20 protein-coding genes and 1 pseudogene are annotated in these 26,658 nt (G+C 74.4%); 13 read left to right on the top strand and 8 right to left on the bottom strand.

Going from position 1 to position 26,658, the window contains the following annotated elements; translation table 11 throughout:
* Positions 1 to 87: 87 nt before the first annotated feature.
* The gene (locus tag VM636_RS02910) at positions 88 to 1,266 is read right to left on the bottom strand and encodes a saccharopine dehydrogenase NADP-binding domain-containing protein (protein ID WP_030421931.1); all 1,179 of its coding nucleotides are present in this window, start codon (positions 1,264 to 1,266) and stop codon (positions 88 to 90) included.
* Positions 1,267 to 1,632: 366 nt separating this feature from the next.
* Between VM636_RS02910 and VM636_RS02905 the strand changes: the two genes are divergently transcribed.
* The 3 genes from VM636_RS02905 to VM636_RS02895 are packed head-to-tail and all read left to right on the top strand — an operon-like array spanning position 1,633 to position 6,304.
* The gene (locus VM636_RS02905) at positions 1,633 to 2,859 is read left to right on the top strand and encodes a CaiB/BaiF CoA-transferase family protein (RefSeq protein ID WP_338483121.1); all 1,227 of its coding nucleotides are present in this window, start codon (positions 1,633 to 1,635) and stop codon (positions 2,857 to 2,859) included.
* Positions 2,856 to 4,070 (top strand): acetyl-CoA C-acetyltransferase, encoded by a 1,215-nt coding sequence (locus VM636_RS02900; RefSeq protein WP_030421933.1) that lies wholly within the window; start codon positions 2,856 to 2,858, stop codon positions 4,068 to 4,070. Before VM636_RS02905 ends, VM636_RS02900 begins: the two co-directional genes overlap by 4 nt.
* A gap of 56 nt (positions 4,071 to 4,126) precedes the next feature.
* The gene (locus tag VM636_RS02895) at positions 4,127 to 6,304 is read left to right on the top strand and encodes a 3-hydroxyacyl-CoA dehydrogenase NAD-binding domain-containing protein (protein ID WP_338483120.1); all 2,178 of its coding nucleotides are present in this window, start codon (positions 4,127 to 4,129) and stop codon (positions 6,302 to 6,304) included.
* Positions 6,305 to 6,330: 26 nt separating this feature from the next.
* On the opposite strand, the gene VM636_RS02890 is transcribed toward VM636_RS02895, so the two are convergent.
* Together VM636_RS02890 and VM636_RS02885 are read right to left on the bottom strand one after the other, a co-directional pair.
* On the bottom strand, positions 6,331 to 7,041 hold the full coding sequence (locus VM636_RS02890) for a MerR family transcriptional regulator (protein ID WP_030421935.1): 711 nt from the start codon (positions 7,039 to 7,041) through the stop codon (positions 6,331 to 6,333).
* A 163-nt stretch (positions 7,042 to 7,204) separates the two neighbouring features.
* Positions 7,205 to 8,683, bottom strand: a pseudogene (locus tag VM636_RS02885) (M1 family metallopeptidase); the annotation flags it as partial.
* Positions 8,684 to 8,994: 311 nt separating this feature from the next.
* Between VM636_RS02885 and VM636_RS02880 the strand changes: the two are divergent.
* Together VM636_RS02880 and VM636_RS02875 are read left to right on the top strand one after the other, a co-directional pair.
* Positions 8,995 to 10,077, top strand: coding sequence for an oxidoreductase (locus VM636_RS02880; RefSeq protein WP_338483119.1), 1,083 nt, complete (start codon positions 8,995 to 8,997; stop codon positions 10,075 to 10,077).
* Positions 10,077 to 11,720 (top strand): ABC-F family ATP-binding cassette domain-containing protein, encoded by a 1,644-nt coding sequence (locus VM636_RS02875; protein ID WP_030421938.1) that lies wholly within the window; start codon positions 10,077 to 10,079, stop codon positions 11,718 to 11,720. Before VM636_RS02880 ends, VM636_RS02875 begins: the two co-directional genes overlap by 1 nt.
* Before the next feature lie 143 nt (positions 11,721 to 11,863).
* Here VM636_RS02875 and VM636_RS02870 read toward each other — a convergent pair whose 3' ends face one another.
* From VM636_RS02870 to VM636_RS02860, 3 genes are all read right to left on the bottom strand, one after another.
* Positions 11,864 to 14,236, bottom strand: coding sequence for a Tex family protein (locus VM636_RS02870; protein WP_338483118.1), 2,373 nt, complete (start codon positions 14,234 to 14,236; stop codon positions 11,864 to 11,866).
* Positions 14,237 to 14,472: 236 nt separating this feature from the next.
* Entirely contained in the window at positions 14,473 to 15,342 is an 870-nt protein-coding gene (locus VM636_RS02865) for a hypothetical protein (RefSeq protein ID WP_053912880.1), read from the bottom strand.
* A gap of 69 nt (positions 15,343 to 15,411) precedes the next feature.
* Complete coding sequence (locus tag VM636_RS02860) at positions 15,412 to 16,167, bottom strand: enoyl-CoA hydratase/isomerase family protein (protein WP_338483117.1); 756 nt, start codon at positions 16,165 to 16,167, stop codon at positions 15,412 to 15,414.
* A 278-nt stretch (positions 16,168 to 16,445) separates the two neighbouring features.
* On the opposite strand from VM636_RS02860, the gene VM636_RS02855 reads away from it, so the two are divergent.
* Positions 16,446 to 16,970 (top strand): ATP-binding protein, encoded by a 525-nt coding sequence (locus VM636_RS02855; protein ID WP_037859763.1) that lies wholly within the window; start codon positions 16,446 to 16,448, stop codon positions 16,968 to 16,970.
* Between the two features lie 80 nt (positions 16,971 to 17,050).
* On the opposite strand, the gene idi is transcribed toward VM636_RS02855, so the two are convergent.
* Together idi and VM636_RS02845 are read right to left on the bottom strand one after the other, a co-directional pair.
* Entirely contained in the window at positions 17,051 to 17,644 is a 594-nt protein-coding gene (gene idi, locus VM636_RS02850; RefSeq protein ID WP_030422963.1) for an isopentenyl-diphosphate Delta-isomerase, read from the bottom strand.
* Between the two features lie 368 nt (positions 17,645 to 18,012).
* Positions 18,013 to 18,945, bottom strand: coding sequence for a cation diffusion facilitator family transporter (locus VM636_RS02845; RefSeq protein ID WP_030422964.1), 933 nt, complete (start codon positions 18,943 to 18,945; stop codon positions 18,013 to 18,015).
* A gap of 450 nt (positions 18,946 to 19,395) precedes the next feature.
* On the opposite strand from VM636_RS02845, the gene VM636_RS02840 reads away from it, so the two are divergent.
* The 7 genes from VM636_RS02840 to VM636_RS02810 all read left to right on the top strand — a co-directional run bounded on the left by VM636_RS02840 (position 19,396) and on the right by VM636_RS02810 (position 26,534).
* Positions 19,396 to 21,291, top strand: coding sequence for a DUF5941 domain-containing protein (locus tag VM636_RS02840; protein WP_053912878.1), 1,896 nt, complete (start codon positions 19,396 to 19,398; stop codon positions 21,289 to 21,291).
* Positions 21,288 to 22,040, top strand: a complete 753-nt coding sequence (locus VM636_RS02835) for a phosphocholine cytidylyltransferase family protein (RefSeq protein ID WP_030422966.1) — start codon at positions 21,288 to 21,290, stop codon at positions 22,038 to 22,040. Before VM636_RS02840 ends, VM636_RS02835 begins: the two co-directional genes overlap by 4 nt.
* Complete coding sequence (locus tag VM636_RS02830) at positions 22,028 to 23,089, top strand: iron-containing alcohol dehydrogenase family protein (RefSeq protein ID WP_053912877.1); 1,062 nt, start codon at positions 22,028 to 22,030, stop codon at positions 23,087 to 23,089. Before VM636_RS02835 ends, VM636_RS02830 begins: the two co-directional genes overlap by 13 nt.
* The gene (locus VM636_RS02825) at positions 23,067 to 23,846 is read left to right on the top strand and encodes a CDP-alcohol phosphatidyltransferase family protein (RefSeq protein ID WP_107091295.1); all 780 of its coding nucleotides are present in this window, start codon (positions 23,067 to 23,069) and stop codon (positions 23,844 to 23,846) included. Before VM636_RS02830 ends, VM636_RS02825 begins: the two co-directional genes overlap by 23 nt.
* 17 nt (positions 23,847 to 23,863) lie before the next feature.
* Positions 23,864 to 24,736, top strand: a complete 873-nt coding sequence (locus VM636_RS02820) for a glycosyltransferase (protein ID WP_030422968.1) — start codon at positions 23,864 to 23,866, stop codon at positions 24,734 to 24,736.
* A gap of 96 nt (positions 24,737 to 24,832) precedes the next feature.
* Positions 24,833 to 25,762, top strand: a complete 930-nt coding sequence (locus VM636_RS02815; protein WP_030422969.1) for an ABC transporter permease — start codon at positions 24,833 to 24,835, stop codon at positions 25,760 to 25,762.
* Complete coding sequence (locus VM636_RS02810; RefSeq protein ID WP_030422970.1) at positions 25,755 to 26,534, top strand: ABC transporter ATP-binding protein; 780 nt, start codon at positions 25,755 to 25,757, stop codon at positions 26,532 to 26,534. The genes VM636_RS02815 and VM636_RS02810 overlap by 8 nt, the downstream gene beginning before the upstream one ends.
* The last annotated feature ends 124 nt before the right edge of the window (positions 26,535 to 26,658 follow it).

Genomic DNA, 26,658 nt, shown 5'->3' with positions numbered 1-26,658 from the left:
CTCGTGGGCACCGGGCCCGGCCGGGTCCCAGGTCACCGCCCCGGGCGGCGGCACGACCCTCAACCGGTCCGCCGCCGCCCGGACGCGTCAGAGGACGGCCGCCACCCGGAACCGGATGCCCGCCGCGATCAGCCGTTCGGTCAGCGCGTCGCCCATCGCCGCCACCGTCGTGACCTGGCCGGCGGCCGGCGGCAGGTCGTCGAGGGCGAGGGAGAGCGCCGCCTCTGCGAACATCACCGCCGTCTCCTCGTAGCCCGGGTCGCCGCCCGACACCTCGGTGAACACCCGCCGGCCGCCCCCCTCGCCCACGAAGCGGAGGCGGAACCAACTCCGCGCCCGGCGCTCCGCCCCAGGCCCCTCACCAGGCGCCAGCCGGTCCGACAGCAGTCGCCGCACGGCCGGGACCTGCGCCGCCGCCAGCAGTGCCCCCGCGGCCGGCGGCGCGCCGAGGGCGACCGGCAGGGTCCGTACGGCCGCGAAGTGCCGGTAGCGGAAGTCGGGGCCGTAACGGTCCAGGGCCTGCGCCGAACGCCGCACGATCTGCGGGTCGATGGTCGGCAGCGGCAGCGCCCACGCCCCCACCTCCCCGGCGTAGTGCGGGGCGCCCGACGGGGTCGTCACGCGCCGCCCCACCAGCCGGGGTTCGTGGCGCCGGCGGTCCCGGGCAGCGTCCCGCAGGTGCCGCCCGCGCGAGAACTGGCCCAGCGCCGAGGCGAGCGTGCCGCCGGAGAAGCGCGCGTCGGCGGTGACGAAGCCGTCCACCGTCAGCGGCACGCCCTCCGGGAGCCGGCGGACCGTGAAGTACACACCGAGGTCGTGCGGTACGGAGTCGAAGCCGCAGGCGTGCAGCAGGCGGGCGCCCGTCTCGCGCGCCCGCGCGTCGTGCCGCACGTACATCAGGTCGACGAACTCCGGCTCCCCGGACAGGTCCAGGTAGTCCGTCCCGGCGTCGGCGCAGGCCGCGACCAGCGCCTCGCCGTGCCGGAGGTAGGGGCCCACCGTCGTGGCCACCACCCGGGCCGCGCCGGCGAGTGCCCGCACCGCGTCCGGGTCGGCGCAGTCCGCCCGCAGCACCCCGGGCTCCGACGGTCCCGGCAGCCCGGCCGCGAGCCGCCGCAGCCGCGTCTCGTCGCGCCCCGCGACCGCCCAGCGCAGCCCCTTCGGCGCGTGTGCGGCGAGGTAGCGCGCGGTGAGTCCGCCGACGAAGCCCGTCGCCCCGAAGAGCACGACGTCGTACGGCCGCTCCGCCCTGTTCAGCCTGTCCATGACACCCCTTCTCGGCCCACGGCGGCGCCCGGCTGCGTACCACGCGCCGTTGTCGGTGGCCGAGGCTAGCGTGAGCGGCGCGGGATGCGTGGGGCGGGTCCGGCCCCGGCCGGCGCGGCGCGCCCGCGGCCATAATGGGCTAAGCGCTTGCTCGCCCAGCCCTTGTGCCGGTCCGGGCACGTTCCTAGCATCACCGGTGTTACATCAGTTGTGTCACGGACTGGGGGCTGGATGGCCACGGCAAGGCGCACGACACCGCACACCGAAGCGACGGCGCACGACGCCACGGCCCCGGGGGCACCGCACGACGCCACGGCCCCGGGGGCACCGCACGCCCCCGCGACCCCGGGGGCACCGCGCGTCCCCATGAGCCCACCCGCCTCCGGCGACACCGGGGGCCCCTCCGTCTCCCCGGCCACCCCGGCCCCGCAGACCTCCCCGGGCGCCCACGGCCCCCTCACGGGCGTCCGCGTCGTCGAACTGGCCGGCATCGGCCCCGGCCCCTTCGCCGGGATGCTCCTCGGCGACCTGGGCGCCGACGTCGTCCGCGTCGACCGGCCCGGTGGGCCCGGCCTCGCCATCGACCCGGCCCACGACGTCACCAACCGCAACAAGCGCTCGGTCCTCGTCGACCTCAAGGCCCCCGGCGGCGCCGCCCACGTCCTCGACCTCGCCGCCCGCGCCGACGTGCTCATCGAGGGCTGGCGCCCCGGCGTCGCCGAACGCCTCGGCGTCGGCCCCGAGCCCTGTCACGCCCGCAACCCGCGCCTCGTCTACGGCCGGATGACCGGCTGGGGCCAGCAGGGCCCCCTCGCCCCGCGCGCCGGACACGACGTCACCTACCTCGCGCCCACCGGCGCCCTCGGCACGATCGGCGCCCCCGGCACCCCGCCGCCCTTCCCGGCCAACCTCCTCGGCGACTTCGCCGGCGGCTCCCTCTACCTCGTCGTCGGCATCCTCGCCGCCCTGCACCACGCCCGCGCCACCGGCACCGGACAGGTCGTCGACGCCGCCATCGTGGACGGCACCGCCCACCTGACCGCCATGCTCCACGGCATGCTCTCGGCCGGCGCCTGGCAGGACCGGCGCGGCGCCAACTTCCTGGACGGCGGCTGCCCCTTCTACGGCACCTACGAGACCGCCGACGGCCGCCACATGGCGGTCGGCGCCCTGGAACCCCGGTTCTACGCCGAGTTCACGGACCTCCTCGGCCTCCCGGCGGACGCCCCCGGCCGCGACGACCCGGCCCGCTGGGACGCCCTGCGCGAGGCGATCGCCGCCCGCTTCCGCACCCGCACCCGCGAGGAGTGGACGGCCGTCTTCCAGGAGTCGGACGCCTGCGTGGCCCCCGTCCTCTCGCTCGGCGAGGCCCCGCGCCACCCGCACCTCGCCGCCCGCGGCACCTTCACCGACCACGAGGGCCTCACCCAGCCCGCCCCCGCCCCCCGCTTCGCCGCGACCCCCACCGCCGTCCGCACCGGCCCCGCCCGGCCCGGCGCCGACACCGCGGCCGTGGCCCGCGACTGGGGCCTCCCCGGGCTCACCGGCCCGGCCCCCGCCCGAGAAAACCCTCACCGAAAGGCCCGCCAGTGACCACCGAAGCGTACGTGTACGACGCGATCCGCACCCCGCGCGGACGCGGCAAGGCGAACGGCGCCCTGCACGGCACCAAGCCCGTCGACCTGGTCGTCGGCCTCATCCACGAGATCCGGGCGCGGTTCCCCGGCCTCGACCCCGCCGCCGTCGACGACATCGTGCTCGGCGTCGTCGGACCCGTCGGCGACCAGGGCTCCGACATCGCCCGGATCGCCGCCCTCGCCGCCGGGCTGCCCGACACCGTCGCCGGAGTCCAGGAGAACCGCTTCTGTGCCTCCGGCCTGGAGGCGGTCAACCTGGCCGCCGCCAAGGTCCGTTCCGGCTGGGAGGACCTCGTCCTGGCCGGCGGCGTCGAGTCCATGTCCCGGGTGCCGATGGCCTCCGACGGCGGCGCCTGGTTCAACGACCCGATGACCAACCTCGCCACCAACTTCGTGCCGCAGGGCATCGGCGCCGACCTCATCGCCACCATCGAGGGCTTCAGCCGCCGCGACGTCGACGAGTACGCGGCCCTCTCCCAGGAGCGGGCCGCCACCGCCTGGAAGGAGGGCCGCTTCGACCGCTCCGTCGTCCCGGTCAAGGACCGCGCCGGTCTCACCGTCCTCGACCGCGACGAGCACCCCCGCCCCGGCACCACCGCCGACTCCCTCGGCCGGCTCAAGCCCTCCTTCGCCGACATCGGCGAACTCGGCGGCTTCGACGCCGTCGCGCTCCAGACGTACCACTGGGTCGAGAAGATCGACCACGTCCACCACGCGGGCAACTCCTCCGGCATCGTCGACGGCGCCTCCCTGGTCGCCATCGGTTCCAAGGAGGCCGGCGACCGCAACGGCCTCACCCCCCGCGCGCGGATCGTCTCCGCCGCCGTGTCCGGCTCCGAGCCCACCATCATGCTCACCGGGCCCGCCCCGGCCACCCGCAAGGCCCTCGCCAAGGCCGGGCTGACCATCGACGACATCGACCTCGTCGAGATCAACGAGGCGTTCGCCGCGGTCGTCCTGCGCTTCGTGAAGGACATGGGACTCTCCCTGGACAAGGTCAACGTCAACGGCGGCGCCATCGCGCTCGGCCACCCCCTCGGCGCCACCGGCGCCATGATCCTCGGCACCCTCGTCGACGAACTGGAGCGCCAGGACAAGCGCTACGGCCTGGCCACCCTGTGCGTCGGCGGCGGCATGGGCATCGCCACCGTCGTCGAGCGCCTCTGACCTCCCCGCGGCCCCCGAGCGCCCCGCACCCGCCAGACCTCAACGGAGACCCCGCCATGACCGAGAGCACCGCCATCCGCTGGGAGCAGGACGACACCGGCGTCGTCACCCTCGTCCTCGACGACCCGGACCAGTCCGCCAACACCATGAACGAGGCGTTCCGCGCCTCCCTCGCCACCGTCGCCGACCGCCTGGAGGCCGAGCGGGACACCGTCCGCGGCGTCATCGTCACCTCCGCCAAGAAGACCTTCTTCGCCGGCGGCGACCTGCGCGACCTCATCCGGGTCACCCCGGAGAGCGCCCAGGACCTGTTCGACGGCGGCATGGCCCTCAAGAGCGCCCTGCGCCGCATCGAGACCCTCGGCAAACCGGTCGTCGCCGCCATCAACGGCGCGGCCCTCGGCGGCGGTTACGAGATCGCCCTCGCCTGCCACCACCGCGTCGCCCTCGACGCGCCCGGCTCCAGGATCGGCCTGCCCGAGGTGACCCTCGGCCTGCTGCCCGGAGGCGGCGGCGTGGTGCGCACCGTGCGCCTGCTCGGCATCGCCGACGCCCTGCTCAAGGTGCTGCTCCAGGGCACCCGGTACAGCCCCCGCCGCGCCCTGGACAACGGACTGGTCGACGAGGTCGCCGACACCCCCGAGGACATGCTCGCCAGGGCCCGCGCCTTCATCGACGCCCACCCCGAGTCCGCCCAGCCCTGGGACCGGCCCGGCCACCGCATCCCCGGCGGCACCCCCGCCCACCCGAAGTTCGCGGCCAACCTGCCCGCCTTCCCGGCCACCCTGCGCAAGCAGACCAACGGCGCCCCCTACCCGGCCCCGCGGCGCATCCTGGCCGCCGCCGTCGAGGGCGCCCAGGTGGACTTCGCCACCGCCCAGGAGATCGAGGCCCGCTACTTCGTCGAACTGGCCGCCGGGCAGACCGCGAAGAACATGATCCAGGCGTTCTTCTTCGACCTCCAGGCCGTCAACTCCGGCGCCGGACGCCCCCAGGGCGTCGCGCCCCGCACGGTCCGCAGGGCGGCCGTCCTCGGCGCCGGCATGATGGGCGCCGGCATCGCCTACTCCTGCGCGCGCGCCGGCATCGACGTCGTCCTCAAGGACGTCACCGCGGAGGCCGCCGCGCGGGGCAAGGGCTACTCCGAGGCGCTGTGCGACAAGGCGGTCGCCAAGGGCCGCACCACCCGCGAGCAGGCCGACGCGCTGCTGGCCCGCATCACGCCCACCGCCGAGGTGGCCGACCTGGCCGGCTGCGACGCGGTCATCGAGGCCGTCTTCGAGGACACCGCCCTCAAGCACAAGGTGTTCCAGGAGGTCCAGGACGTCGTCGCCCCCGACGCCCTGCTCTGCTCCAACACCTCCACCCTGCCCATCACCGCCCTCGCCGAGGGCGTCGAGCGCCAGGGCGACTTCATCGGACTGCACTTCTTCTCGCCGGTCGACAAGATGCCGCTGGTGGAGATCATCAAGGGCGAGCGCACCGGTGACGAGGCGCTGGCCCGCGCCTTCGACCTGGTCCGGCAGATCGGCAAGACGCCGATCGTCGTCAACGACTCGCGCGGTTTCTTCACCTCCCGCGTCATCGGCCACTTCCTCAACGAGGGCGTCGCCATGGTCGGCGAGGGCGTCGAGCCCGCCTCCGTCGAACAGGCCGCCGCCCAGGCCGGCTACCCGGCCAAGGTGCTCTCGCTGATGGACGAACTCACCCTCACCCTGCCGCGGAGGATCCGCGCCGAGACCCGGCGGGCGGTGGAGGAGGCGGGCGGCACCTGGACCCCGCACCCCGCCGACGCCGTGGTGGACCGCATGGTGGACGAGTTCGGCCGCCCCGGCCGCAGCGGCGGCGCCGGCTTCTACGAGTACGACGAGGACGGCCGGCGCACCCGCCTGTGGCCCGGACTGCGGGAGCACTTCACCCGGCCCGGCCACGAGATCCCCTTCCGCGACCTGCAGGAGCGGCTGCTGTTCGCCGAGGCGCTGGACACCGTCCGGCTGCTGGAGGAGGGCGTGCTGACCTCCGTCGCCGACGCCAACATCGGCTCGATCCTCGGCATCGGCTTCCCCGGCTGGACCGGCGGCGTCCTCCAGTACGCCAACGGCTACGAGGGCGGCCTGCCCGGCTTCGTGGCCCGCGCCCGGGAACTCGCCGAGCGCTACGGCGAGCGGTTCACGCCGCCCGCGCTGCTGGTGGAGAAGGCGGAGAAGGGCGAGGTCTTCACCGACGGGCGCTGACCCGCCCCGACGGGGCCGCGAGCGGGTCACCCCTCCTCGCGGCCCCCGTCGAGCCACTGGCCCAGTTCCTCGCGCAGCGAGCGCTGGAAGGTCGTCAGCAGCGCCTGCACCACGATCGGGTGCATGTGCGCCGAGAGCGACCGCACGTCGGCGGCGTCCCGTTCGGCGACCGCGTCCCGCAACAGCCGCGACAGGTCCCGGGCGGCGGCCCGCGAGTGCTCCAGGAGCGCGCCGCGGGCGGCGAGCACCGTCTCGGGGGAGAGCGGCACGTCCAGCAGTTCGACGCCGAGCCGCAGCAGCCCCGCGTCGACGACGTGGCCGTCCCCGTCCGGGGTGACCACGCCCAGCGCCACCAGCCGCGCCACCTCCTCGTCGCTCAGCGGCCGGCCCGCCCGCCGTCCCAGCTCCTCCCGGCCCACCCGCTCCGTGCTCACGGGCGCCCAGGACGCCACCACCGCCCGCTGGAGGGCGAGCTCGCGGGCGGTGAGGTCCGGCGGCAGCCGGTTCAGGTAGCGCTCGATCGCCGCCAGGGTCATGCCCTGGGAGCGCAGCTCCTCGATCAGGGCGAGCCGGGCCAGGTGCGCCCGCCCGTAGCGGCCGACCCGGCGCGGGCCGATCACCGGTGGCGGCAGCAGGCCCCGGGTGCCGTAGAAGCGGAGCGTGCGCACCGTGACGCCGGAACGCGCGGCCAGTTCGTCGATCGTGAGGGCCGGCTCCTCGGCGTCGGTCGTCGTCATGCGCAGCAGTATCGCCGCCCGGCCCCCGCCGCGGAACCGCCCGTGCGCCGCCGCTGCGGCGCCCGGCGGGGCCGCGCGGGCACCGGCGTGGTGACACCCGGTGGTCCGCGGGGTGTTCGCGGTGCGCACGCACCCGCATGCCCGGCCGGACCGGCGTGGGCGCGTGCACGCCGTTGGTCGCGGCGATCTTCTTCCACGAGGCCGGCTCCACGGTCGCGGCGGACGCCACGGAGGCGGACCGGGCGGCGGACGCGGCCGGCTTCGACGGCTCGTACAGCCAGGTGTCGAAGAGCGCGGCCAGCGGCTTGCCGGAGACCTCCTCGGCGTAGCGCCGGAAGTCGGCGACGGAGGCGTTGCCGTGCGCGTACCTCGCCGGCCAGCCCTTCAGCACGGTGAAGAAGTCCGCGTCGCCGATGGCGTTGCGCAGCGCCTGCACGGCCAGCGCGCCCCGGTCGTAGACGGCGGTGTGGAACTGGTCGTCCGGGCCGGGGTCGCCGGGCCGCACGGTCCAGAACGGGTCGTCCGCCGGGTGGGAGGCGTAGGTGTGGTCGGCCAGCTCCTGTGCCGTGCCCTCACCCTCGTGCTCGGACCAGAGCCACTGCGCGTACCGGGCGAAGCCCTCGTTGATCCAGATGTCCCGCCAGCCGCGCACCGACACCAGGTCGCCGTACCACTGGTGGGCCAACTCGTGCACGACGACGGAGACGTTGGAGCCGTTCGCGAACTGCCGGGGGCTGTAGAAGGGGCGCGTCTGCGTCTCCAGCGCGTACCCGGTGGTGGTGTTGGGCACGTACCCGCCGAGCGCGTTGTACGGGTAGGGCCCGAAGTAGCCGGCCAGCCAGTCGGCGACCTCGCCGGTCCGTTCCACGCTGGCCCGTGCCGCCCCGGCGTGGGCGCCGAGGCCCTTGCTGTAGGCGTTGACGACGGGGATGCCGCTCTCGGTGGTGCCGGTGGTGAGGTCGAAGCGGCCGATCGCCAGGGTGGCCAGGTAGGTGGCCTGCGGCTTGTCGCTGCGCCAGTTCCAGCGGGTCCAGCCCAGCCGGGAACTCGTGGACTGGAGCGTGCCGTTGGAGATGACCTGGGTGCCGTCGGGGACCTGCACGGAGACGTCGAAGGTGGCCTTGTCCAGTGGGTGGTCGTTGCTGGGGAACCACCACCACGCCGCCTCGGGCTCGTTGGCGCCGACCCCGCCGTCCGGGGTGCGGTGCCAACTGGTGAAGCCGTACGCCTTCTTCGAGGAGGGCACCCCGCTGTAGCGGACCACGACGGTGACCGGGGTGTCCTTGGCCAGCGGCGTCCTCGGGGTGATCTCCAGCTCGTGTTCGCCGGAGGTGGCGAAGGCGGCGGGCACGCCGTCGACCCGGACCTCGCCGACGTCCAGCAGGAAGTCGAGGTTGAAGCGGGAGAGGTCCTGCGTGGTCCGGGCCAGGAGGGTCGCCGTGCCCTCCAGGCGGTCGGTGGCCGGCTGGTAGGTCAGGCGCAGGTCGTAGTGGGAGACGTCGTAGCCGCCGTTGCCGTAGGCCGGGTAATAGGGGTCGCCGATCCCCGGGGCGCCGGGGGAGTGGCCCGCCGCCGACGCCGGGATCGCCAGCATCAGCACGGCGGCGCCCAGCGCGCCCGGCACGATCAGTCTGCGGTGCACGATTGCTCCAAGTGGTAGGAGAACGCGGTCCGTTCGGAGCCTATTGAGTCCCCTGCGGCTCGTCGTGTCCATGCCCCCCTTGGTCACACGGTCGCCATCCGGCCGTCATCCGCCCGGCGGTACGGGCACCGCCCGGCCCCGTCCAGCCCGCTCCCGCCGGGCCCCCCTTCGACCGTACGTACGCCCGCCGCCCCGCCCCGGGCCCCCGGCCCCCGGTACACCCCGGCGGGCACGGCCCCCCCGCCCGGTCACCACTCCCCGGGGGGAACCGGCGCGCCGCCGGCCGCGGCGGCCCCGGGAATACTCACCGCATGTCTGCCGAGTACGCGACCTTCGGCCTCGCCCCGGCGACCCGGGCGGGAGGGGTCCTCGCCGACGGTGACCACCAGGCGCACCGCGACTTCACCGACTTCCTCGTCGACGGGGACCCCCTCCTGCACCGCCTCGCCGACCTCGACGCGGTCTCCCCGCTGGCCGCCGACGTCCCGCCCGAGATCTTCGCCGGGCAGGTGCGCGCCCTGCTCCTGGAGGCCCCCGCCCCCCTGCCCGGCGGCCGGTACGTCCTCTACGGCTGCCCCGAGTGCGAGGACCTGGCCTGCGGCGCCGTCACCGCCGTGATCCGGCGCGAGGGCGGCGACGTCATCTGGCGCGACTTCGCCTGGCAGACCTCCGCACACGCCGACCTGGACCGCGACGGCTACCACGGCATCGGCCCCTACCGCTTCTCCGGCCCCGAGTACCGCGCGGCGCTCACCGCCCTGCTCGACGGCGCCGCCCGCCCCCGCCGCCGGGCGCTGCTGATCGGCCCCCGCGTCGCCCTGCTCGCCCGGCCGGCCGCCGCGCTGCGCACCACCGGCATCGGCGCCGACATCGCCCCCGGCACCGACGCCGTGCCCGCCGGGGAACTGCGCGCCTACGGTGCCGTCGTCTTCGCCCCCGCCGTCCCCGAGACCGCGCGCGCCGCCGTGCGGGCCGCGTTCGCGCGGGCCGGCGCCGCGGCAGCCTTCGTCGAGGACCTGCCGCCGGTCGTCCCGCTGCTCGTCGCCCGCGTCGAACACGCCCTGCGGCGCGGCCCCGCCGCACGGCACCGGCTGGCCCGGCTCTCCGCCACCGGCACCACCGCCGGGGTCGAGATCGCCTCCCCCTGCCGGGTCCGGCTCACCGCGTACCGCCTCGACCGGCTGCGCCGCACCCGTGCGCGCGAGGTCTTCGACGGCCTCCTCGCCACCGGGCACCACCGCCTCGACCTGCCCCCGGACACGGTCCGCGGACGCTCCTGGCTGGTGGCCCGCGCCCCGGACAGCGTCCTGGTCACGGCGGTGGAGCACCCGGCGGCCGAGGCCGGGAGCCGGGGCCGGCCGCACAGGCCGCCGAGGCTAGGATCGGGGCCCTGATGACTGCCACCCTCGTCGCCAAGAACCTCGCCGCCGGCCACGGTGACCGCTCCCTGTTCGCCGGGCTCGACCTCGTCGTCGCCCCCGGTGACGTCATCGGCCTGGTCGGGGCCAACGGCGCGGGCAAGTCCACCCTGCTGCGCCTGCTCGCCGGACTGACCGTGCCCGAGGAGGGCGAGGTGCGCCTCTCCCCGCCCGGCGCGACCGTCGGCCACCTGCCGCAGGAACCCGAGCGCCGGCCCGGCGAGTCCGTCCGCGCCTTCCTCGCCCGCCGCACCGGCGTCACTGCCGCCCAGCACGCCATGGACGAGGCCACCCAGGCCCTGGTCGACGCGGTCCCCGGCGCCGACGACGCCTACGCGGGCGCCCTGGAGCGCTGGCTCGCCCTCGGCGGCGCCGACCTCGACGAACGCGCCGAGGAGACCGCCCGGACGCTGGGCCTCGCGGTCGGCCTGGACCAGCCGATGACCTCCCTCTCCGGCGGCCAGGCCGCCCGCGCCGGACTCGCCTCCCTCCTGCTCTCCCGCTACGACGTCTTCCTGCTCGACGAGCCCACCAACGACCTCGACCTGGACGGGCTGGAACGGCTGGAGGGCTTCGTGCGCGGGCTGCGCGCCGGCACCGTCCTGGTCAGCCACGACCGCGAGTTCCTCACCCGCACCGTCACCAAGGTCCTCGAACTCGACCTGGCGCAGCGGCGCATCAACCTCTACGGCGGCGGCTACGCGGCCTACCTGGAGGAGCGCGAGGTCGCCCGCCGGCACGCCCGCGACGAGTACGAGGAGTACGCCGGCAAACGCTCCCAGCTCCAGGAGCGGGCCCGCACCCAGCGCTCCTGGATGGACAAGGGCGTCAAGAACGCCCGGCGCAAGGCCGGCGACAACGACAAGATCGGGCGCAAGTTCCGCAGCGAGGCCAGCGAGAAGCAGGCCGCAAAGGCCCGCCAGACCGAACGGATGCTGGAACGCCTGGAGGTGGTCGAGGAACCGCGCAAGGAGTGGGAGCTGCGCATGGAGATCGCCTCCGCGCCCCGCTCCGGCGCCGTCGTCGCCACCCTGCGCGACGCCGAGGTCCGCCGCGGCGGCTTCACCCTCGGCCCCGTCTCCCTCCAGATCGACTGGGCGGACCGGGTGGCGGTCACCGGGGCCAACGGCGCGGGCAAGTCCACCCTGCTCGCCGCCCTGCTCGGCCGCGTCCCGCTGGACGCCGGGCACGGCGCGCTCGGTTCCGGGGTGCTGACCGGCGAGGTCGACCAGGCCCGCCGTCTCTTCCACGGCACCGAGAGCCTGCTCGACGCCTTCCAGGCGGCCACGCCGGACACCGAACCGGTCGAGGTCCGCACCCTGCTCGCCAAGTTCGGCCTCGGCTCGGACCACGTCCTGCGTCCGGCGGCCACGCTCTCCCCGGGCGAACGCACCCGGGCCGCCCTCGCCCTCCTCCAGGGCCGGGGCGTCAACCTGCTGGTGCTGGACGAGCCCACCAACCACCTCGACCTGCCCGCCATCGAGCAACTGGAGGCGGCCCTCGACTCCTACGAGGGCACCCTGCTCCTGGTCACCCACGACCGGCGGATGCTGGACGCGGTGCGCGTGACCCGGCGCCTTGAGGTGGCCGACGGCACGGTGACGGAACACCCGTCCTGAACGCCGTGCGCCGGGCACCCCCGCTCTGGGGGGGCACCCGGCGCACCGCCGGCGTCACGGACCCAGGGTCTCGCGTCTGGATCAGACCGGATCCGGGACCGGTGCCGGACTCCGCGAGCCCGGCGTGATCCGAACGAGAGGCCCTAGGCGAGCCCGGCCCGGCGCAGCGCGTCGGCCATCGCCCCGTTCGCGGGCGGGGCGGACGGGCGCCCGCCCTTGCCGCCGCCGGAGCCGCCCTGCTGCCGGCGCTGGCGCGGCGGCCGGCCGTCCCGCTGCGGCCGGCCCTGGCCCTGCCGCCGGCCCTGCTGCTGGTCCTGCTGCTGGTCCGGCGCGACCGCCTCGTCGTCCAGGCGGAGCGTCAGCGAGATCCGCTTGCGCGGGATGTCGACGTCGAGGACCTTCACCTTCACGATGTCGCCGGGCTTGACCACGTCCCGGGGGTCCTTCACGAAGCTCTTCGACATCGCGGACACGTGCACCAGACCGTCCTGGTGCACCCCGACGTCCACGAACGCGCCGAAGGCCGCCACGTTGGTGACGACGCCCTCCAGCACCATCCCGGACTCCAGGTCGGAGATCTTCTCCACGCCCTCCTTGAAGACGGCCGTCCGGAAGGCGGGCCGCGGGTCGCGCCCCGGCTTCTCCAGTTCCCGCAGGATGTCGGTGACGGTCGGCAGGCCGAAGGTCTCGTCGACGAAGTCGGCGGGCCGCAGCGACCGCAGCGCCGCCGTGTCGCCGATCAGCGCGGCCACCTCCCGCCCGGCGGTCTTCACCATCCGGCGCACCACCGGGTACGCCTCGGGGTGCACGCTGGAGGCGTCCAGCGGATCGCTGCCGCCCCGGATGCGCAGGAAGCCCGCGCACTGCTCGTACGCCTTCGGGCCGAGCCGCGAGACCTTCTTCAGCTCGGTGCGCGAGGTGAACGGCCCGTGGGTGTCGCGGTGGGCGACGATGTTCTCGGCCAGCCCGGAGGAGATGCCGGACACCCGGGCGAGCAGCGGCGCCGACGCGGTGTTGACGTCCACGCCCACGCCGTTCACACAGTCCTCCACCACCGCGTCCAGCGAACGCGACAGCTTCACCTCGGACAGGTCGTGCTGGTACTGGCCGACGCCGATCGACTTCGGGTCGATCTTCACCAGCTCGGCCAGCGGGTCCTGGAGCCGGCGCGCGATGGACACCGCGCCGCGCAGCGACACGTCCAGACCGGGCAGTTCCTGGGAGGCGAAGGCGGAGGCCGAGTACACGGAGGCCCCCGCCTCGGACACCATCACCTTGGTCAGCTTCAGCTCCGGGTGCCGGGCGACGAGGTCCCCGGCGAGCCGGTCGGTCTCGCGGGAGGCGGTGCCGTTGCCGATCGCCACCAGGTCGACGGCGTGCTCCTTCGCCAGCCGGGCCAGCTTGGCGACCGACTCGTCCCAGCGGTTGGCGGGCACGTGCGGGTGGATCACGTCCGTGGCGACGACCTTGCCGGTCGCGTCGACGACGGCGACCTTCACACCGGTACGGAAACCGGGGTCCAGGCCCAGCGTGGCCCGGGTGCCCGCCGGGGCGGCCAGCAGCAGGTCGCGCAGGTTGGCGGCGAAGACGTTCACCGCCTCGTCCTCGGCGGCGGTGCGCAGCCGCAGCCGCAGGTCGATGCCGAGGTGGACCAGGATGCGGGTGCGCCAGGCCCAGCGGACCGTGTCCGTCAGCCACGTGTCGCCCGGCCGGCCCCGGTCGGCGATGCCGAAGCGGCTCGCCACGATCCCCTCGTAGGAGGACGGGCCGTCGGTGGGCTCCTCCGGTTCCAGGACGAGGTCGAGGACGTCCTCCTTCTCGCCGCGCAGCATGGCGAGGACCCGGTGCGAGGGCAGGGCGGTGAACGGCTCGGAGAAGTCGAAGTAGTCGGCGAACTTGGCGCCGGCCTCCTCCTTGCCCTCCTTCACCCTGGCCGTGAGCCGGCCGCGCGTCCACATCCGCTCGCGCAGCTCGCCGATGAGGTCGGCGTCCTCCGAGAACTTCTCGGTGAGGATCGACCGGGCGCCGTCCAGCGCCGCCTGCGCGTCGGCCACGCCCTTGTCCGCGTCGACGAAGGCCGCCGCCGCGGCGAGCGGGTCGGTGCCCGGGGCGCCGAGCAGCCCCTCGGCCAGCGGCGCGAGACCGGCCTCGCGGGCGATCTGCGCCTTGGTACGCCGCTTGGGCTTGAAGGGCAGGTAGATGTCCTCCAGGCGGGCCTTGGTCTCGGCCGCGCGGATACGGCCCTCCAGCTCCTCGGTGAGCTTGCCCTGCTCACGCACCGAGTCGAGGATCGCCGCCCGCCGGTCCTCCAGTTCCCGCAGATAGCGCAACCGCTCCTCGAGGACGCGCAACTGCGCGTCGTCGAGCATCTCGGTCGCCTCCTTGCGGTAGCGGGCGATGAAGGGCACCGTCGAGCCGCCGTCCAGCAGCTCCACGGCGGCCGTCACCTGCCGCTCCCGTACGCCGAGTTCCTCGGCGATCCTGCCTTCGATGGACCCGGGGAGGGGTGTCGTCACGATCCCGTACCGCCTTCTCACTGAGGTTGCGCGGCAATTGTGGCAGGTGGACGGGGCCCTCGCGGACCAGGGCACGGGGCGTGCCGCCCCGGGAGCCCGCCCCGCCGGGCCCCGGGCATCAGGCCGGGGCCCGGCGGACCGGCGGTGTCACCGGGGCGTTCCGGGGCGGCGGGCGCCGGCGGGGCGGTCTCCGGCACGGGCGTGGCGGGCCCCCGTGCCGGAGCCCGCGGCCGGGGTCAGCCCTTGCCGAACAGGTCCGCCGGGTAGGCGCCCGCGGCGACGGCCGCCCGCGCGAAGCCGGTCCCCAGCTCCGTCAGCCGGGCCACGCCCTCGGCGCCGAGGCGCGCGTAGGGGCCCGCGTCCAGCCGGTCGGTCTCCGCCTCGATCTCCGCGCGCAGCGCGGTGCCCCGCTCGGTCAGCTCCCCGGTGTCGTCGAGCAGCCCGCGCTCGCGCAGCCGCAGCGCCGCCGCGTCCCAGTGCTCCCGGGTCCAGCCCCGGGTGGTCAGGAGCCAGTCCGGGTTCATGCCCCGGCCGGTGGCGGTGTGCGTCACCAGCGCCTCGGGCCCGTCCAGCTCCGCCGCGAGCAGCACGGCCACGTGCCCGTCGCCGCGGTGCTCTCGCAGCAGGGTCGTCGCGTGCCAGTACGCCAGGTGCGGGGCGTCGGGCACGGGCAGGTCGGCGTGTGCGGCGTACAGCGGGCGGGCGCCGCGCGAGCAGCCCTCGGTGGCCCGCAGCGCGAGTTCGGCGGCTTCCGCCATCTCGGGCGACGCCAGCGTCTCCTCGCCCAGCTGGCGGCGCAGGGTCGCGTCGACGGCGCGCAGCCGGGCGGCGAGCGCCTGCGCCGGGGAGACGGTCTCCCACAGGGCGGGCAGGTGCCGGGCGACCAGCTCGTGCCGGTAGTTGTAGAAGGCCGCCGTCACCGGACCGGCACCGACCGCTCCGAGCGCGGCGGCACGGGCCGCGAAGTTCACGGCGCGGGGATCGCGCACGCCGAGCGCGGCCATCTCCCGGTCCAGGTCGGGGGAGAAGAAGTGCGTCGAGTGCAGCGTGTTCAGCGCGTTGTGGCAACGGCGCGCGGCACGCGCCTCCGGGGCGGCAGACGTCATGGCGGCGACGTTACCAACCGCTCAGTACGTCCTCCAGGGGTACGGGGTGTTCCCGGCCGCCGGCCCGGGTCACTCGGGGGCGGGCGCGCTCCAGCCGAAGCGCGGGGTCCGGCGCTCCAGGAAGGCGGCGACGCCCTCGGCGGTCTCGCCGCTGTCGCGGGCCTGCCGCGCCCAGTACGCCTCCCGGTCGTCCCGGCCCGCCGCGAACTCCTTCGCCGCGGCCTGAGTGAGCCGCGAGCGGGACACCAGCGTGCGGGCGAACGCGTCCACCCGCGCGGCGAGTTCGCCCGCGGGCAGCACCTCGTCGATCAGGCCGGTGCGCAGCGCCCGCCCGGCGTCGATCAACTCACCCGAGAACAGGAGGTACTTGGCGGTGGCGGGACCCACCAGGGCGACCAGCCGCCGGGTCGCGGACGCCGGGTAGACCACGCCCAGCTTCGCCGGGGTCACGCCGAACAGCGCGCCCTCCTCGGCGAAGCGCAGGTCGCAGGCGGCGGCGAGTTGCGCGCCACCCCCCACGCAGTGCCCCCGGATCGCGGCCAGCGTCGGCCCGGGGAAGGCGGCGAGGGCCTCCTCGGCGCGCACCGCGAGGGCCTGCGCCTCCTCGGCGCCGTCGCGCAGGGTCGTGATGTCGGCCCCGGCGCAGAACGTGGCGCCCTCGCCGGTGAGCACCAGGGCGCGGACGCCGGGGTCCGCCGCCAGCGCGTCGAGCAGGCCGGGCAGCTCCCGCCACATCCGTGTCGTCATGGCGTTGCGCCGGGCCGGATGACTGACGACGACGGTGGCGACCGAGTCGTCGACCCGGTGCCTCAACTGGGGCTCCATGTCCGGGATGGTAGCGAGCGGCGCCGCGGCGGCCCGGCGGAGGGCGGCCACGCGGAGCGGGTGGGCGGGAGGACGGGCCTGCCGAACCCGTACCACCCGGCATGTTCGCCGAGTCCGCGCACTCACGACAGGAACAGTCCTGAAACCGACCGTGTCCTACGACAACGATCAGAATCGCTCGATAAGCGCTGACTTCTGTTCAGTTCTTCGGTCGGGAGGGGCGCGTTGCCAACACTCGGGGTGTGGCGACAATCGAGCGCGAGGGTGGCGACCGGACGATGGACGACGAGGGGCGCGGGACCGGCCCGTGCCCGCACGGCCCCCGGGCCCCGCTCCCCGACCCCGGGCCCGCCCGGCCCCTGCCGTACGAGGGCGTCTGGCGCTTCACCGCCCCGGCCGTCGACGCCTCGGTCCCGCAGGCCCGGCACGCCGTGCGGGACCTGCTGCTGCGCCAGGGCGTGCCGGTCGCCGACGAGGTGGTGCAGGGGCTGCTCCTGATCGTCTCGGAGCTGGTCACCAACGCCGTCCGGCACGCGGCGGTGCTCTCCCCGACGCTCGCGGTGGAGGTCGCCGTCGGCGCCGAGTGGGTCCGCGTCTGCGTCGAGGACAGCCACCCCTACCGGCCGACGGCCCTGGAGACCGACCACGGCCGCACCGGCGGACGCGGGCTGCTCCTGGTGCGGGAGATCACGACGGAGGCGGGCGGGGCGTGCGACGTGGCGCACACGGCGGGCGGCGGCAAGGTGATCTGGGCCGCCCTGCCGCTCACACCGCTCCTGCCCCCGCCCGCCCCCTCACGCTGAGCCGGGACGCTCCGCGTCCGGCCCCCGCGTCCCGGACCGGGCCGTGGGAGCCGGGCGCCCGTCCCGGACCGGGGCGCGTCTCACCAGCCGGCGGACGCTCCCGTCAACTCGCGGATCGCGGGCCGGGCCGCGTCCAGCACGGTCCCGAACCACACCGAGAAGGTGTCCTTCTCCCGCCGCTCGGCCAGCTCGGCCGGGGTGGCGAAGGCGGTCGCGGCCACCTCCTCCGGATCGGGCCGCGGCTCGGCCTGCACCAGGCCGACGAAGAGGTGGTTGTACTCCTGCTCGACCAGCCCGGAGGCGGGGTCCGGGTGGTTGTAGCGCACGGTGCCCGCCTCGGCGATCAGCGTCGGCGAGACCCGCAGCTCCTCGTGGGTGCGCCGGGCCGCCGCGGCGAGGGGGCCCTCGCCCGGGTAGGGGTGGCCGCAGCAGGTGTTGGACCACACACCGGGGGAGTGGTACTTGCCCAGCGCCCGCTGCTGGAGCAGCAGCCGGCCCCGCTCGTCGAAGAGGAACACGGAGAAGGCGCGGTGCAGCCGTCCGGGCGGCTGGTGCGCGGAGAGCTTCTCCGCGCTACCGATCGTCACACCGTTCTCGTCGACCAGTTCCAGCAAAATCGCGTCTGCGGTGCCGTTCGACGAACTGTGCGTCGCGGTGGCAGGAGTGATCGGCATACCCATCCTTCGCTTCGGTCCTCGCGCCCCAAGTGTGCCGCACGCAACCGGCACTCTCGGCACTTCCCGGCGTACCCGCATGTCCCACGCGGTGGCGCGGGTCACGTCCGTCACCGGTCGGGTGCCGAGGAGGGGCTTGAAGGAAGATCGTGCCCGTCGCGCGCCGCCGGGAACCGTCCGGGTCCGACCGGCGGTATCCGGACGCGGCCGGAGGGCGGACGGCGGCGCCGACCGGCGCGTTCCACACCGCGCGCCCCCCGGCGGCGCCTGCACTCCCACCGCCCCGCCCACCCTGGTCCCGGCCCGCCCGTCGCGCCCCGGTCCCGGCCTGCCGGTCCCGCCGCAGGCTCCGCCCGGCCGGGTGCCGCTCAGTGGCAGAGCCGGGCCTCGTGCTGCGCGTGGCCGCTCGGCTCCAGCTGGAAGGTGCAGTGCTCCACGTCGAAGTGGTCGCCCAGGCAGCCCTGCAACTCGTGCAGCATCTTCTCGTGGCCGATCGCGTTCAGGACGTCGCCGCTCACCACCACGTGCGCGGAGAGGACCGGCATCCCCGAGGTGATCGTCCAGGCGTGCAGGTCGTGCACGTCCTCCACGCCGTCCAGCGCCAGGATGTGCGCCCGCACCTCGGCCATGTCCACGCCCTTCGGCGCCGACTCCAGCAGGACGTCCAGCGTCTCGCGCAGCAGTCGCAGCGTGCGCGGCACGATCATCAGGCCGATGACCAGCGAGGCGATCGGGTCGGCCGGCTGCCAGCCGGTGGCGAGGATCACCAGCGCCGAGACGATCACGGCGACGGAGCCCAGCGCGTCGGCGGCGACCTCCAGGAACGCCCCGCGCACGTTGAGGCTCTCCTTCTGCCCCTTCATCAGCAGGGACAGCGAGATCATGTTGGCCACCAGGCCCACCGCGCCGAAGATCACGGTCAGCTCACCCGCGGTCTCGGCGGGCGTGATGAACCGGTCGATCGCCTCGTACAGCACGTACCCGCCGACCCCGAGCAGCAGCAGGCAGTTGGCCAGCGCCGCCAGGATCTCCGCGCGGGCGTAGCCGAAGGTGCGCCGGTCGCTCGGCGGGCGGGCGGCGAAGTGGATGGCGAGCAGCGCCATCCCCAGCCCCAGGGCGTCGGTCGCCATGTGCGCCGCGTCGGCGACCAGCGCCAGCGAGTCCGCGACCATCCCGCCGACGATCTCGACGACCATGACGCTCAGCGTGATGCCCAGCGCCACGCGCAGCCGGCCCCGGTGCGCGGCGGTCACCGTGCCGCCGGCCCCGTGAGTGTGTCCGTGATCGTGCCCAGCCCCCATGAAAGCAGCCTCCCTGTGTGGGTCCGGACCACAGTCAACTACGGGTGGGGGGTATAGGGCAAAACGGGACTGAACACCGTTGTCATTCCCCTGACCTGCGAAAACGTCCTCGCAGCTCAACCGCGTCGTGGCCGACGGCCGGGGCGCGGCCCGCAGGCGTCCGCGGGTGACGCCGTTCCGGCGTGCCTGACACTCCGTGAGGGAGTGGCGACCCCGTGCGATGTCCTCGATGCCCGATCTGCGCGGGCGGTTTGTGGGCCGGGCCCCCGATCCCCGATGATGATCGCGGCGAAGGCGGGCGCACACCGTGTCGACCAGCCGTCGAACGGGTGGTGAACACGCTGTTCCGAGCATCCGATAGCCTCTGCCGACATGTCGCCCGGGTGCCCCCGGCACGGGCGCCCGCCATGCACAGGCCCGGCCCCGCCGGTACCCAGGGAGTGAGTTCGGTTGCCGACCGCCATCCTCACCGGTCAGCCGGTGCCCGGTTCGTCGATCGAGAGCGAACTGCGGTCCCTCGGTTTCGACGTGCGCTCCGCCACCGGCACCGCCGACGCCGAGACCCTGCTCGCCCGGGTGCCCGCCGGTGACCGCGTCGCCGTGGTCGACGCCCGCTTCGTCGGCCACCCGCACGCCCTGCGCCTCGGCCTGACCGACCCCCGCTTCCCGCTCGCCGCGATCCCCGGCGCGGTCACCGCGCGTCCCGAGGCCCGCCAGGACCTCACCCGCGCCATGGCCCGCGAGAACTCGGCCTGCGGCGCGGCCCCGGCCGCCCCCGCCACCCCCGTCACCCCGGCGGCCCCGCCCGCCCCCGCCCCGGCCGGCCACGCCGCCGACGGAGCCGGAACCGGCGCCGAAGGGCTCGCCGACCGCATCGCCACCGCCCTGGACGCCGACGGCGCCGAGGTGTACCGGCCCGACCTCGGCAGCCTCGTCGCCGCTGTCCCCGCCGACCCGCAGGCCCGCAACGAGGCCCGGCAGGCGGTGGCCGGCGTCGACGAAGAGGCCGTCCGCCTCAAGTCGGCGGTGAAGGCCCGCGACGGCTTCTTCACCACCTTCTTCATCAGCCCGTACTCCCGCTACCTCGCCCGCTGGTGCGCCCGCCGGGGGCTGACCCCCAACCAGGTCACCACCGCCTCGCTCGTCACCGCGCTGATAGCGGCGGGCTGCGCGGCCACCGGGACCCGGGGCGGCTTCGCCGCCGCCGGCGTCCTGCTGATCGCCTCCTTCGTCCTCGACTGCACCGACGGGCAGCTCGCCCGCTACTCCCTCCAGTACTCCACCCTCGGCGCCTGGCTGGACGCCACCTTCGACCGCGCCAAGGAGTACGCCTACTACGCGGGCCTCGCCCTCGGCGCGGCCCGCGGCGGCGACGACGTCTGGGCCCTCGCCCTCGGCGCGATGGTCCTGCAGACCTGTCGGCACGTCGTGGACTTCTCCTTCAACGAGGCCAACCACGACGCCACCGGCAACACCAGTCCCACCGCCGCCCTCTCCGGCCGGCTCGACGGCCTCGGCTGGACGGTCTGGGTCCGCCGCATGATCGTCCTGCCCATCGGCGAACGCTGGGCCATGATCGCCGTCCTCACCGCGGTCACCACCCCCCGGACCACCTTCGTCGTGCTGCTTGTCGGCTGCGCCTTCGCGGCCACGTACACCACCGCCGGCCGCGTGCTGCGCTCGCTCACCCGCAAGGCCACCCGCACCGACCGCGCCGCGACCGCGCTGGCCGACCTCGCCGACTCCGGCCCGCTCGCCCAGGCCGTCGCCCGGCCGCTGCGCGAGCGCGCCCGCCGGCTGCCCGGCTTCACCGCCCCCGCCGTCGCGCTGCTCGGCGCCGCCGCCGTGGTCGCCGCCGCCGCGCTCACCGGCTTCGGCGGCCCCTGGCCGCTGCTCGCCGCCCTCGCGTACACGGCGGCCTCCGGACTCGCCGTCGCCCGCCCCCTCAAGGGCTCCCTCGACTGGCTCGTCCCCCCCTTCTTCCGCGCCGCCGAGTACGGCACGGTCCTCGCCCTGGCCGCCCGCGCGGACGTGCCCGGAGCGCTGCCGGCGGCATTCGGGCTGGTCGCGGCGGTCGCCTACCATCACTACGACACGGTCTACCGCATCCGCGGCAACGCGGGTGCGCCCCCGCACTGGCTGGTGCGGGCGATCGGGGGGCACGAGGGCCGCACGCTGCTGATCACCGCGCTCGCCGCGCTGCTCACCGCCTCCCAGTTCACGGACGCGCTCACGGCCCTCGCCGTGGCCGTCGCCCTCGTGGTGCTCGTCGAGAGCATCCGCTTCTGGGTCGCCGCCCACCGCGGCGGCGCACCCGCCGTACACGACGAAGGAGAACCCGCATGATCGGCCTTGTGCTGGCGGCCGGCGCCGGCCGGCGTCTGCGCCCCTACACCGACACCCTGCCCAAGGCACTGGTGCCGGTCGGCCCGGCGGGCGACGAGGAGAGCATCACCGTCCTCGACCTGACCCTGGGCAACTTCGCCGAGGTCGGGCTCACCGAGGCCGGGATCATCGTCGGCTACCGCAAGGAGGCCGTCTACGAGCGCAAGGAGGCCCTGGAGCGCAAGTACGGCCTCAAGCTCACGCTGATCGACAACGACAAGGCCGAGGAGTGGAACAACGCCTACTCCCTGTGGTGCGGCCGTGACGCCCTCAAGGACGGCGTGATCCTCGCCAACGGCGACACCGTGCACCCGGTCTCCGTCGAGAAGACGCTGCTGGCCGCCCGCGGCGACGGCAAGCGGATCATCCTCGCGCTGGACACCGTGAAGTCCCTGGCCGACGAGGAGATGAAGGTCGTCGCCGAGCCCGGCAAGGGCGTCCGCCGGATCACCAAGCTGATGGACCCGGCCGAGGCGACCGGCGAGTACATCGGCGTCACCCTCATCGAGGGCGAGGCCGCCGCCGACCTGGCCGACGCGCTGAAGACCACCTTCGAGCGCGACCCGCAGCTCTACTACGAGGACGGCTACCAGGAGCTGGTCGACCGCGGCTTCACCATCGACGTGGCCCCCATCGGCGACGTCAAGTGGGTCGAGATCGACAACCACGACGACCTCGCCAAGGGCAGGGAGATCGCGTGCCTGTACTGACCCGGCTCATCCCCTCGCCGGTCGTCGTCGACATCCGCGCGGGTGCCATCGACGACCTCGGCTGCGTCCTCGCCGACGAGCGGATCTCCCACTCGGGCAAGCTCGCGGTCGCCGTCAGCGGCGGTTCCGGGGCCCGGCTGCGCGAGCGGGTCGCCCCGTCCCTGCCCGGCGCCGACTGGTTCGAGGTCGGCGGCGGCACCCTGGACGACGCGATCCGGCTGGCCGGCGACATGAAGCGCGGTCACTACGACGCGGTCGTCGGCCTCGGCGGCGGCAAGATCATCGACTGCGCCAAGTTCGCCGCCGCCCGGGTCGGGCTGCCGCTGGTCGCCGTGCCGACCAACCTGGCGCACGACGGGCTCTGCTCGCCGGTCGCCACCCTGGACAACGACGCCGGCCGCGGCTCCTACGGCGTGCCCAACCCGATCGCGGTCGTCATCGACCTGGACGTCATCCGCCAGGCCCCGGTGCGCTACGTCCGGGCCGGTATCGGCGACGCCGTCTCCAACATCTCCGCCATCGCGGACTGGGAGCTGGCCAACCGGGTCAAGGGCGAGCGCATCGACGGCCTCGCCGCCGCGATGGCCCGCCAGGCCGGCGAGGCGGTGCTCCGCCACCCCGGCGGCGTCGAGGACAACGACTTCCTCCAGGTGCTCGCCGAGGGCCTCGTGCTCACCGGCATCGCCATGTCGGTCTCCGGCGACTCCCGGCCCGCCTCCGGCGCCTGCCACGAGATCAACCACGCCTTCGACCTGCTCTTCCCGCAGCGCGCGGCGGCCCACGGCGAACAGTGCGGACTGGGCGCGGCCTTCGCGATGTACCTGCGCGGGGCCCACGAGGAGTCGGCGGCGATGGCCTCCGTGCTGCGCCGCCACGGGCTCCCGGTACTGCCGCAGGACATCGGCTTCAGCACGGAGGAGTTCGTCCGGGCCGTCGAGTTCGCCCCGCAGACCCGGCCGGGCCGCTACACGATCCTCGAACACCTCGACCTCAAGACCGACCAGATCAAGGACCTGTACGCGGACTATGTCAAGGCCATCGGTAGCTGAACTACGCCCGGTCGTCCACCCCCCGGGGATCAAGGACCGGCGCAGCGGTGAGCACTGGGCGGGACGCCTCTACATGCGCGAGGTCTCGCTGCGGATCGACCGCTACCTCGTGAACACCCGGGTCACGCCCAACCAGCTCACGTACCTGATGACCGTCTGCGGCGTGCTGGCGTGCCCGGCGCTGCTGGTGCCGGGCATCCCGGGCGCCGTGCTCGGCGTCGTCGCCGTCCAGCTCTACCTGCTGCTGGACTGCGTCGACGGCGAGGTCGCGCGCTGGAAGAAGCAGTACTCGCTCGGCGGTGTCTACCTGGACCGGGTCGGTGCCTACCTGACCGACGCCGCAGTCCTGGTCGGCCTCGGCCTGCGCGCCGCCGACCTCTGGGGCGGCGGACGGATCGACTGGCTGTGGGCCTTCCTCGGGACCCTGGCGGCGCTCGGCGCGATCCTGATCAAGGCGGAGACGGACCTGGTCGGCGTCGCCCGGCACCAGGCGGGGCTCGCCCCGGTGCAGGAGGCCGCCTCCGTGCCGCGGTCCTCCGGGATGGCGCTGGCCCGCAAGGCCGCCGCCGCGCTCCGCTTCCACCGGCTGATCCTCGGCATCGAGGCGTCCCTGCTGATCCTGCTCCTGGCGATCGTGGACGCCGGCCGCGGCGACCTGTTCTTCACCCGCCTCGGCACCGCCGTCCTCGCCGGCATCGCCCTGGTGCAGACCCTGCTCCACCTGGTGTCCGTGCTGGCGTCGAGCAGGCTGCGGTGACCGGCGTGGCGGAGTCGCTGACGGTCGGCGCGGTGATCATCACCATGGGCAACCGCCCCGAGGAGCTGCGCGCCCTGCTCGACTCGGTCGCCCGGCAGGACGGCGGCGCCGTCGAGGTCGTCGTGGTCGGCAACGGCTCGCCCGTCCCGGAGGTGCCGGACGGCGTGCGCACCGTCGAGCTGCCCGAGAACCTGGGCATCCCCGGCGGGCGCAACGTCGGCATCGAGGCGTTCGGTCCCGGCGGCACCGACGTCGACATCCTGCTCTTCCTCGACGACGACGGCCTGCTCGCCCGCACCGACACGGCCGAGCTGTGCCGCCGGGCGTTCGCCGAGGACCCCGCGCTCGGGATCATCAGCTTCCGCATCGCCGACCCGGACACCGGCGAGACCCAGCGACGGCACGTGCCGCGGCTGCGCGCCTCCGACCCGATGCGCTCCTCGCGGGTGACCACGTTCCTCGGCGGCGCCAACGCGGTGCGCACCCGGGTCCTCGCGGAGGTCGGCGGCCTGCCGGAGGCCTTCTTCTACGCGCACGAGGAGACCGACCTGGCCTGGCGGGCCCTCGACGCCGGCTGGATGATCGACTACCGGTCGGACATGGTGCTGTACCACCCGACGACGGCGCCCTCGCGGCACGCGGTGTACCACCGCATGGTGGCCCGCAACCGGGTGTGGCTGGCCCGCCGCAACCTGCCCCTGCCGCTGATCCCGGTCTACCTCGGGGTGTGGCTGCTGCTGACGCTGGTGCGGCGTCCCTCCCGCCCCGCCCTCAAGGCGTGGTTCGGCGGCTTCCGTGAGGGCTGGACGGCTCCCTGCGGTCCCCGCCGGCCGATGAGGTGGCGTACGGTGTGGCGCCTGACCCGGCTGGGCCGGCCCCCCGTGATCTGACAAGCTCGTATCCGAGGGCATCCGGGCCCGTGCCGGGCCCCCGGCTCCCGCCGTGCCCCTCACGGCCCGCATCGACGAAGACGAGAGTTTCCACTAGTGAGTGAGACAACACACGACGGCACGGTCGCGGTGACCACGCCCGTGTCGCCCGACGAGGGCCTCACGGCGGCACGGCTCGCCGCCACGTACGGACTGTCCGTGAGCGGAGCCAGGCCGTCCCTCGTCGGGTACGTCCGTCAGCTCTGGGGCCGGCGGCACTTCATCCTCGCCTTCAGCCAGGCGAAGCTGACCGCGCAGTACAGCCAGGCCAAGCTGGGCCAGCTCTGGCAGGTGGCCACCCCGCTGCTGAACGCGCTCGTCTACTACCTCATCTTCGGCCTGATCCTCAAGGCGGACCGGGGCATGGGCCGGAGCGTCTACATCCCGTTCCTGGTGACCGGCATCTTCGTCTTCACCTTCACCCAGTCCTCCGCCATGGCGGGCGTGCGGGCCATCTCCGGCAACCTCGGGCTGGTGCGCGCCCTGCACTTCCCGCGCGCCTCGCTGCCGATCTCCTTCTCCCTCCAGCAGCTCCAGCAACTGCTGTTCTCGATGATCGTGCTGTTCGCGGTGGCCCTCGCCTTCGGCAGCTACCCCTCGCCGTCCTGGCTGCTGATCATCCCGGTCCTGGCGCTGCAGTTCCTCTTCAACACCGGCCTCGCGCTGATCGTGGCGCGGATGGGCGCGAAGACGCCGGACCTGGCGCAGCTCATGCCGTTCATCATGCGGACCTGGATGTACGCGTCCGGCGTGATGTTCTCCATCCCGATCATGCTGGAGGACCGGCCGGGCTGGATCTCCGACGTGCTCCAGTGGAACCCGGCGGCGGTCTACATGGACCTGATGCGCTTCGCGCTGATCGACGGCTACGGCGCCGCCAACCTGCCGCCGCACGTCTGGGCGCTGGCGCTCGGCTGGGCCGTGCTCGTCGCCGTGGGCGGCTTCGTGTACTTCTGGAAGGCTGAGGAGAGGTACGGCCGTGGCTGAGCAGCAGCAGGGGGAGCGGGTGCCGACGGTCATCGCGGACGACGTGCACATCGTCTACCGCGTCAACGGCGCCAAGACCGGCAAGGGCAGCGCGACCGCCGCGCTCAGCCGCATCCTGCGGCGGGGCGAGGAGCGGGGCGTGCGCAAGGTGCACGCCGTGCGGGGTGTGTCCTTCGTCGCCTACCGGGGCGAGGCGATCGGCCTGATCGGCTCCAACGGGTCCGGCAAGTCGACGCTGCTGCGGGCCATCGCCGGCCTGTTGCCGGCCGAGAAGGGCAGGGTCTACACCGACGGCCAGCCCTCGCTGCTCGGCGTCAACGCGGCGCTGATGAACGACCTCACCGGCGAGCGCAACGTCATCCTCGGCGGACTCGCCATGGGCATGTCCCGCGAGCAGATCAAGGAGCGCTACCAGGGCATCGTCGACTTCTCGGGCATCAACGAGAAGGGCGACTTCATCACGCTGCCGATGCGCACCTACTCCTCCGGCATGGCGGCCCGGCTGCGCTTCTCCATCGCCGCGGCCAAGGACCACGACGTCCTCATGATCGACGAGGCGCTGGCCACCGGCGACCGCAAGTTCCAGACGCGCTCGGAGCGGCGCATCCGCGAACTGCGCGAGGAAGCGGGCACGGTCTTCCTGGTCAGCCACAACAACAAGTCCATCCGCGACACCTGCAACCGCGTCCTGTGGCTGGAGCGCGGTGAACTGCGCATGGACGGCCCCACGGACGAGGTGCTCAAGGAGTACGAGAAGTTCACCGGCAAGTAGCGTGCCGGCCCCAGGGCCCCGCCGGCCAGGCGCCGGCGGGGCCGCGCGTCTGCAAAGGAAGCGTCAACTCCTCGCGTACCGGGGAATCTTGGGGCCGAACGGTGTGTTGTGGTGGGGTGCGACG

This window comes from Streptomyces sp. SCSIO 75703 (genome assembly GCF_036607905.1).
Taxonomy (GTDB): Bacteria; Actinomycetota; Actinomycetes; order Streptomycetales; family Streptomycetaceae; genus Streptomyces.
The sequence above is the reverse complement of the archived record's forward strand: the minus strand, read 5'-3'. Positions and strand labels throughout refer to the sequence as shown.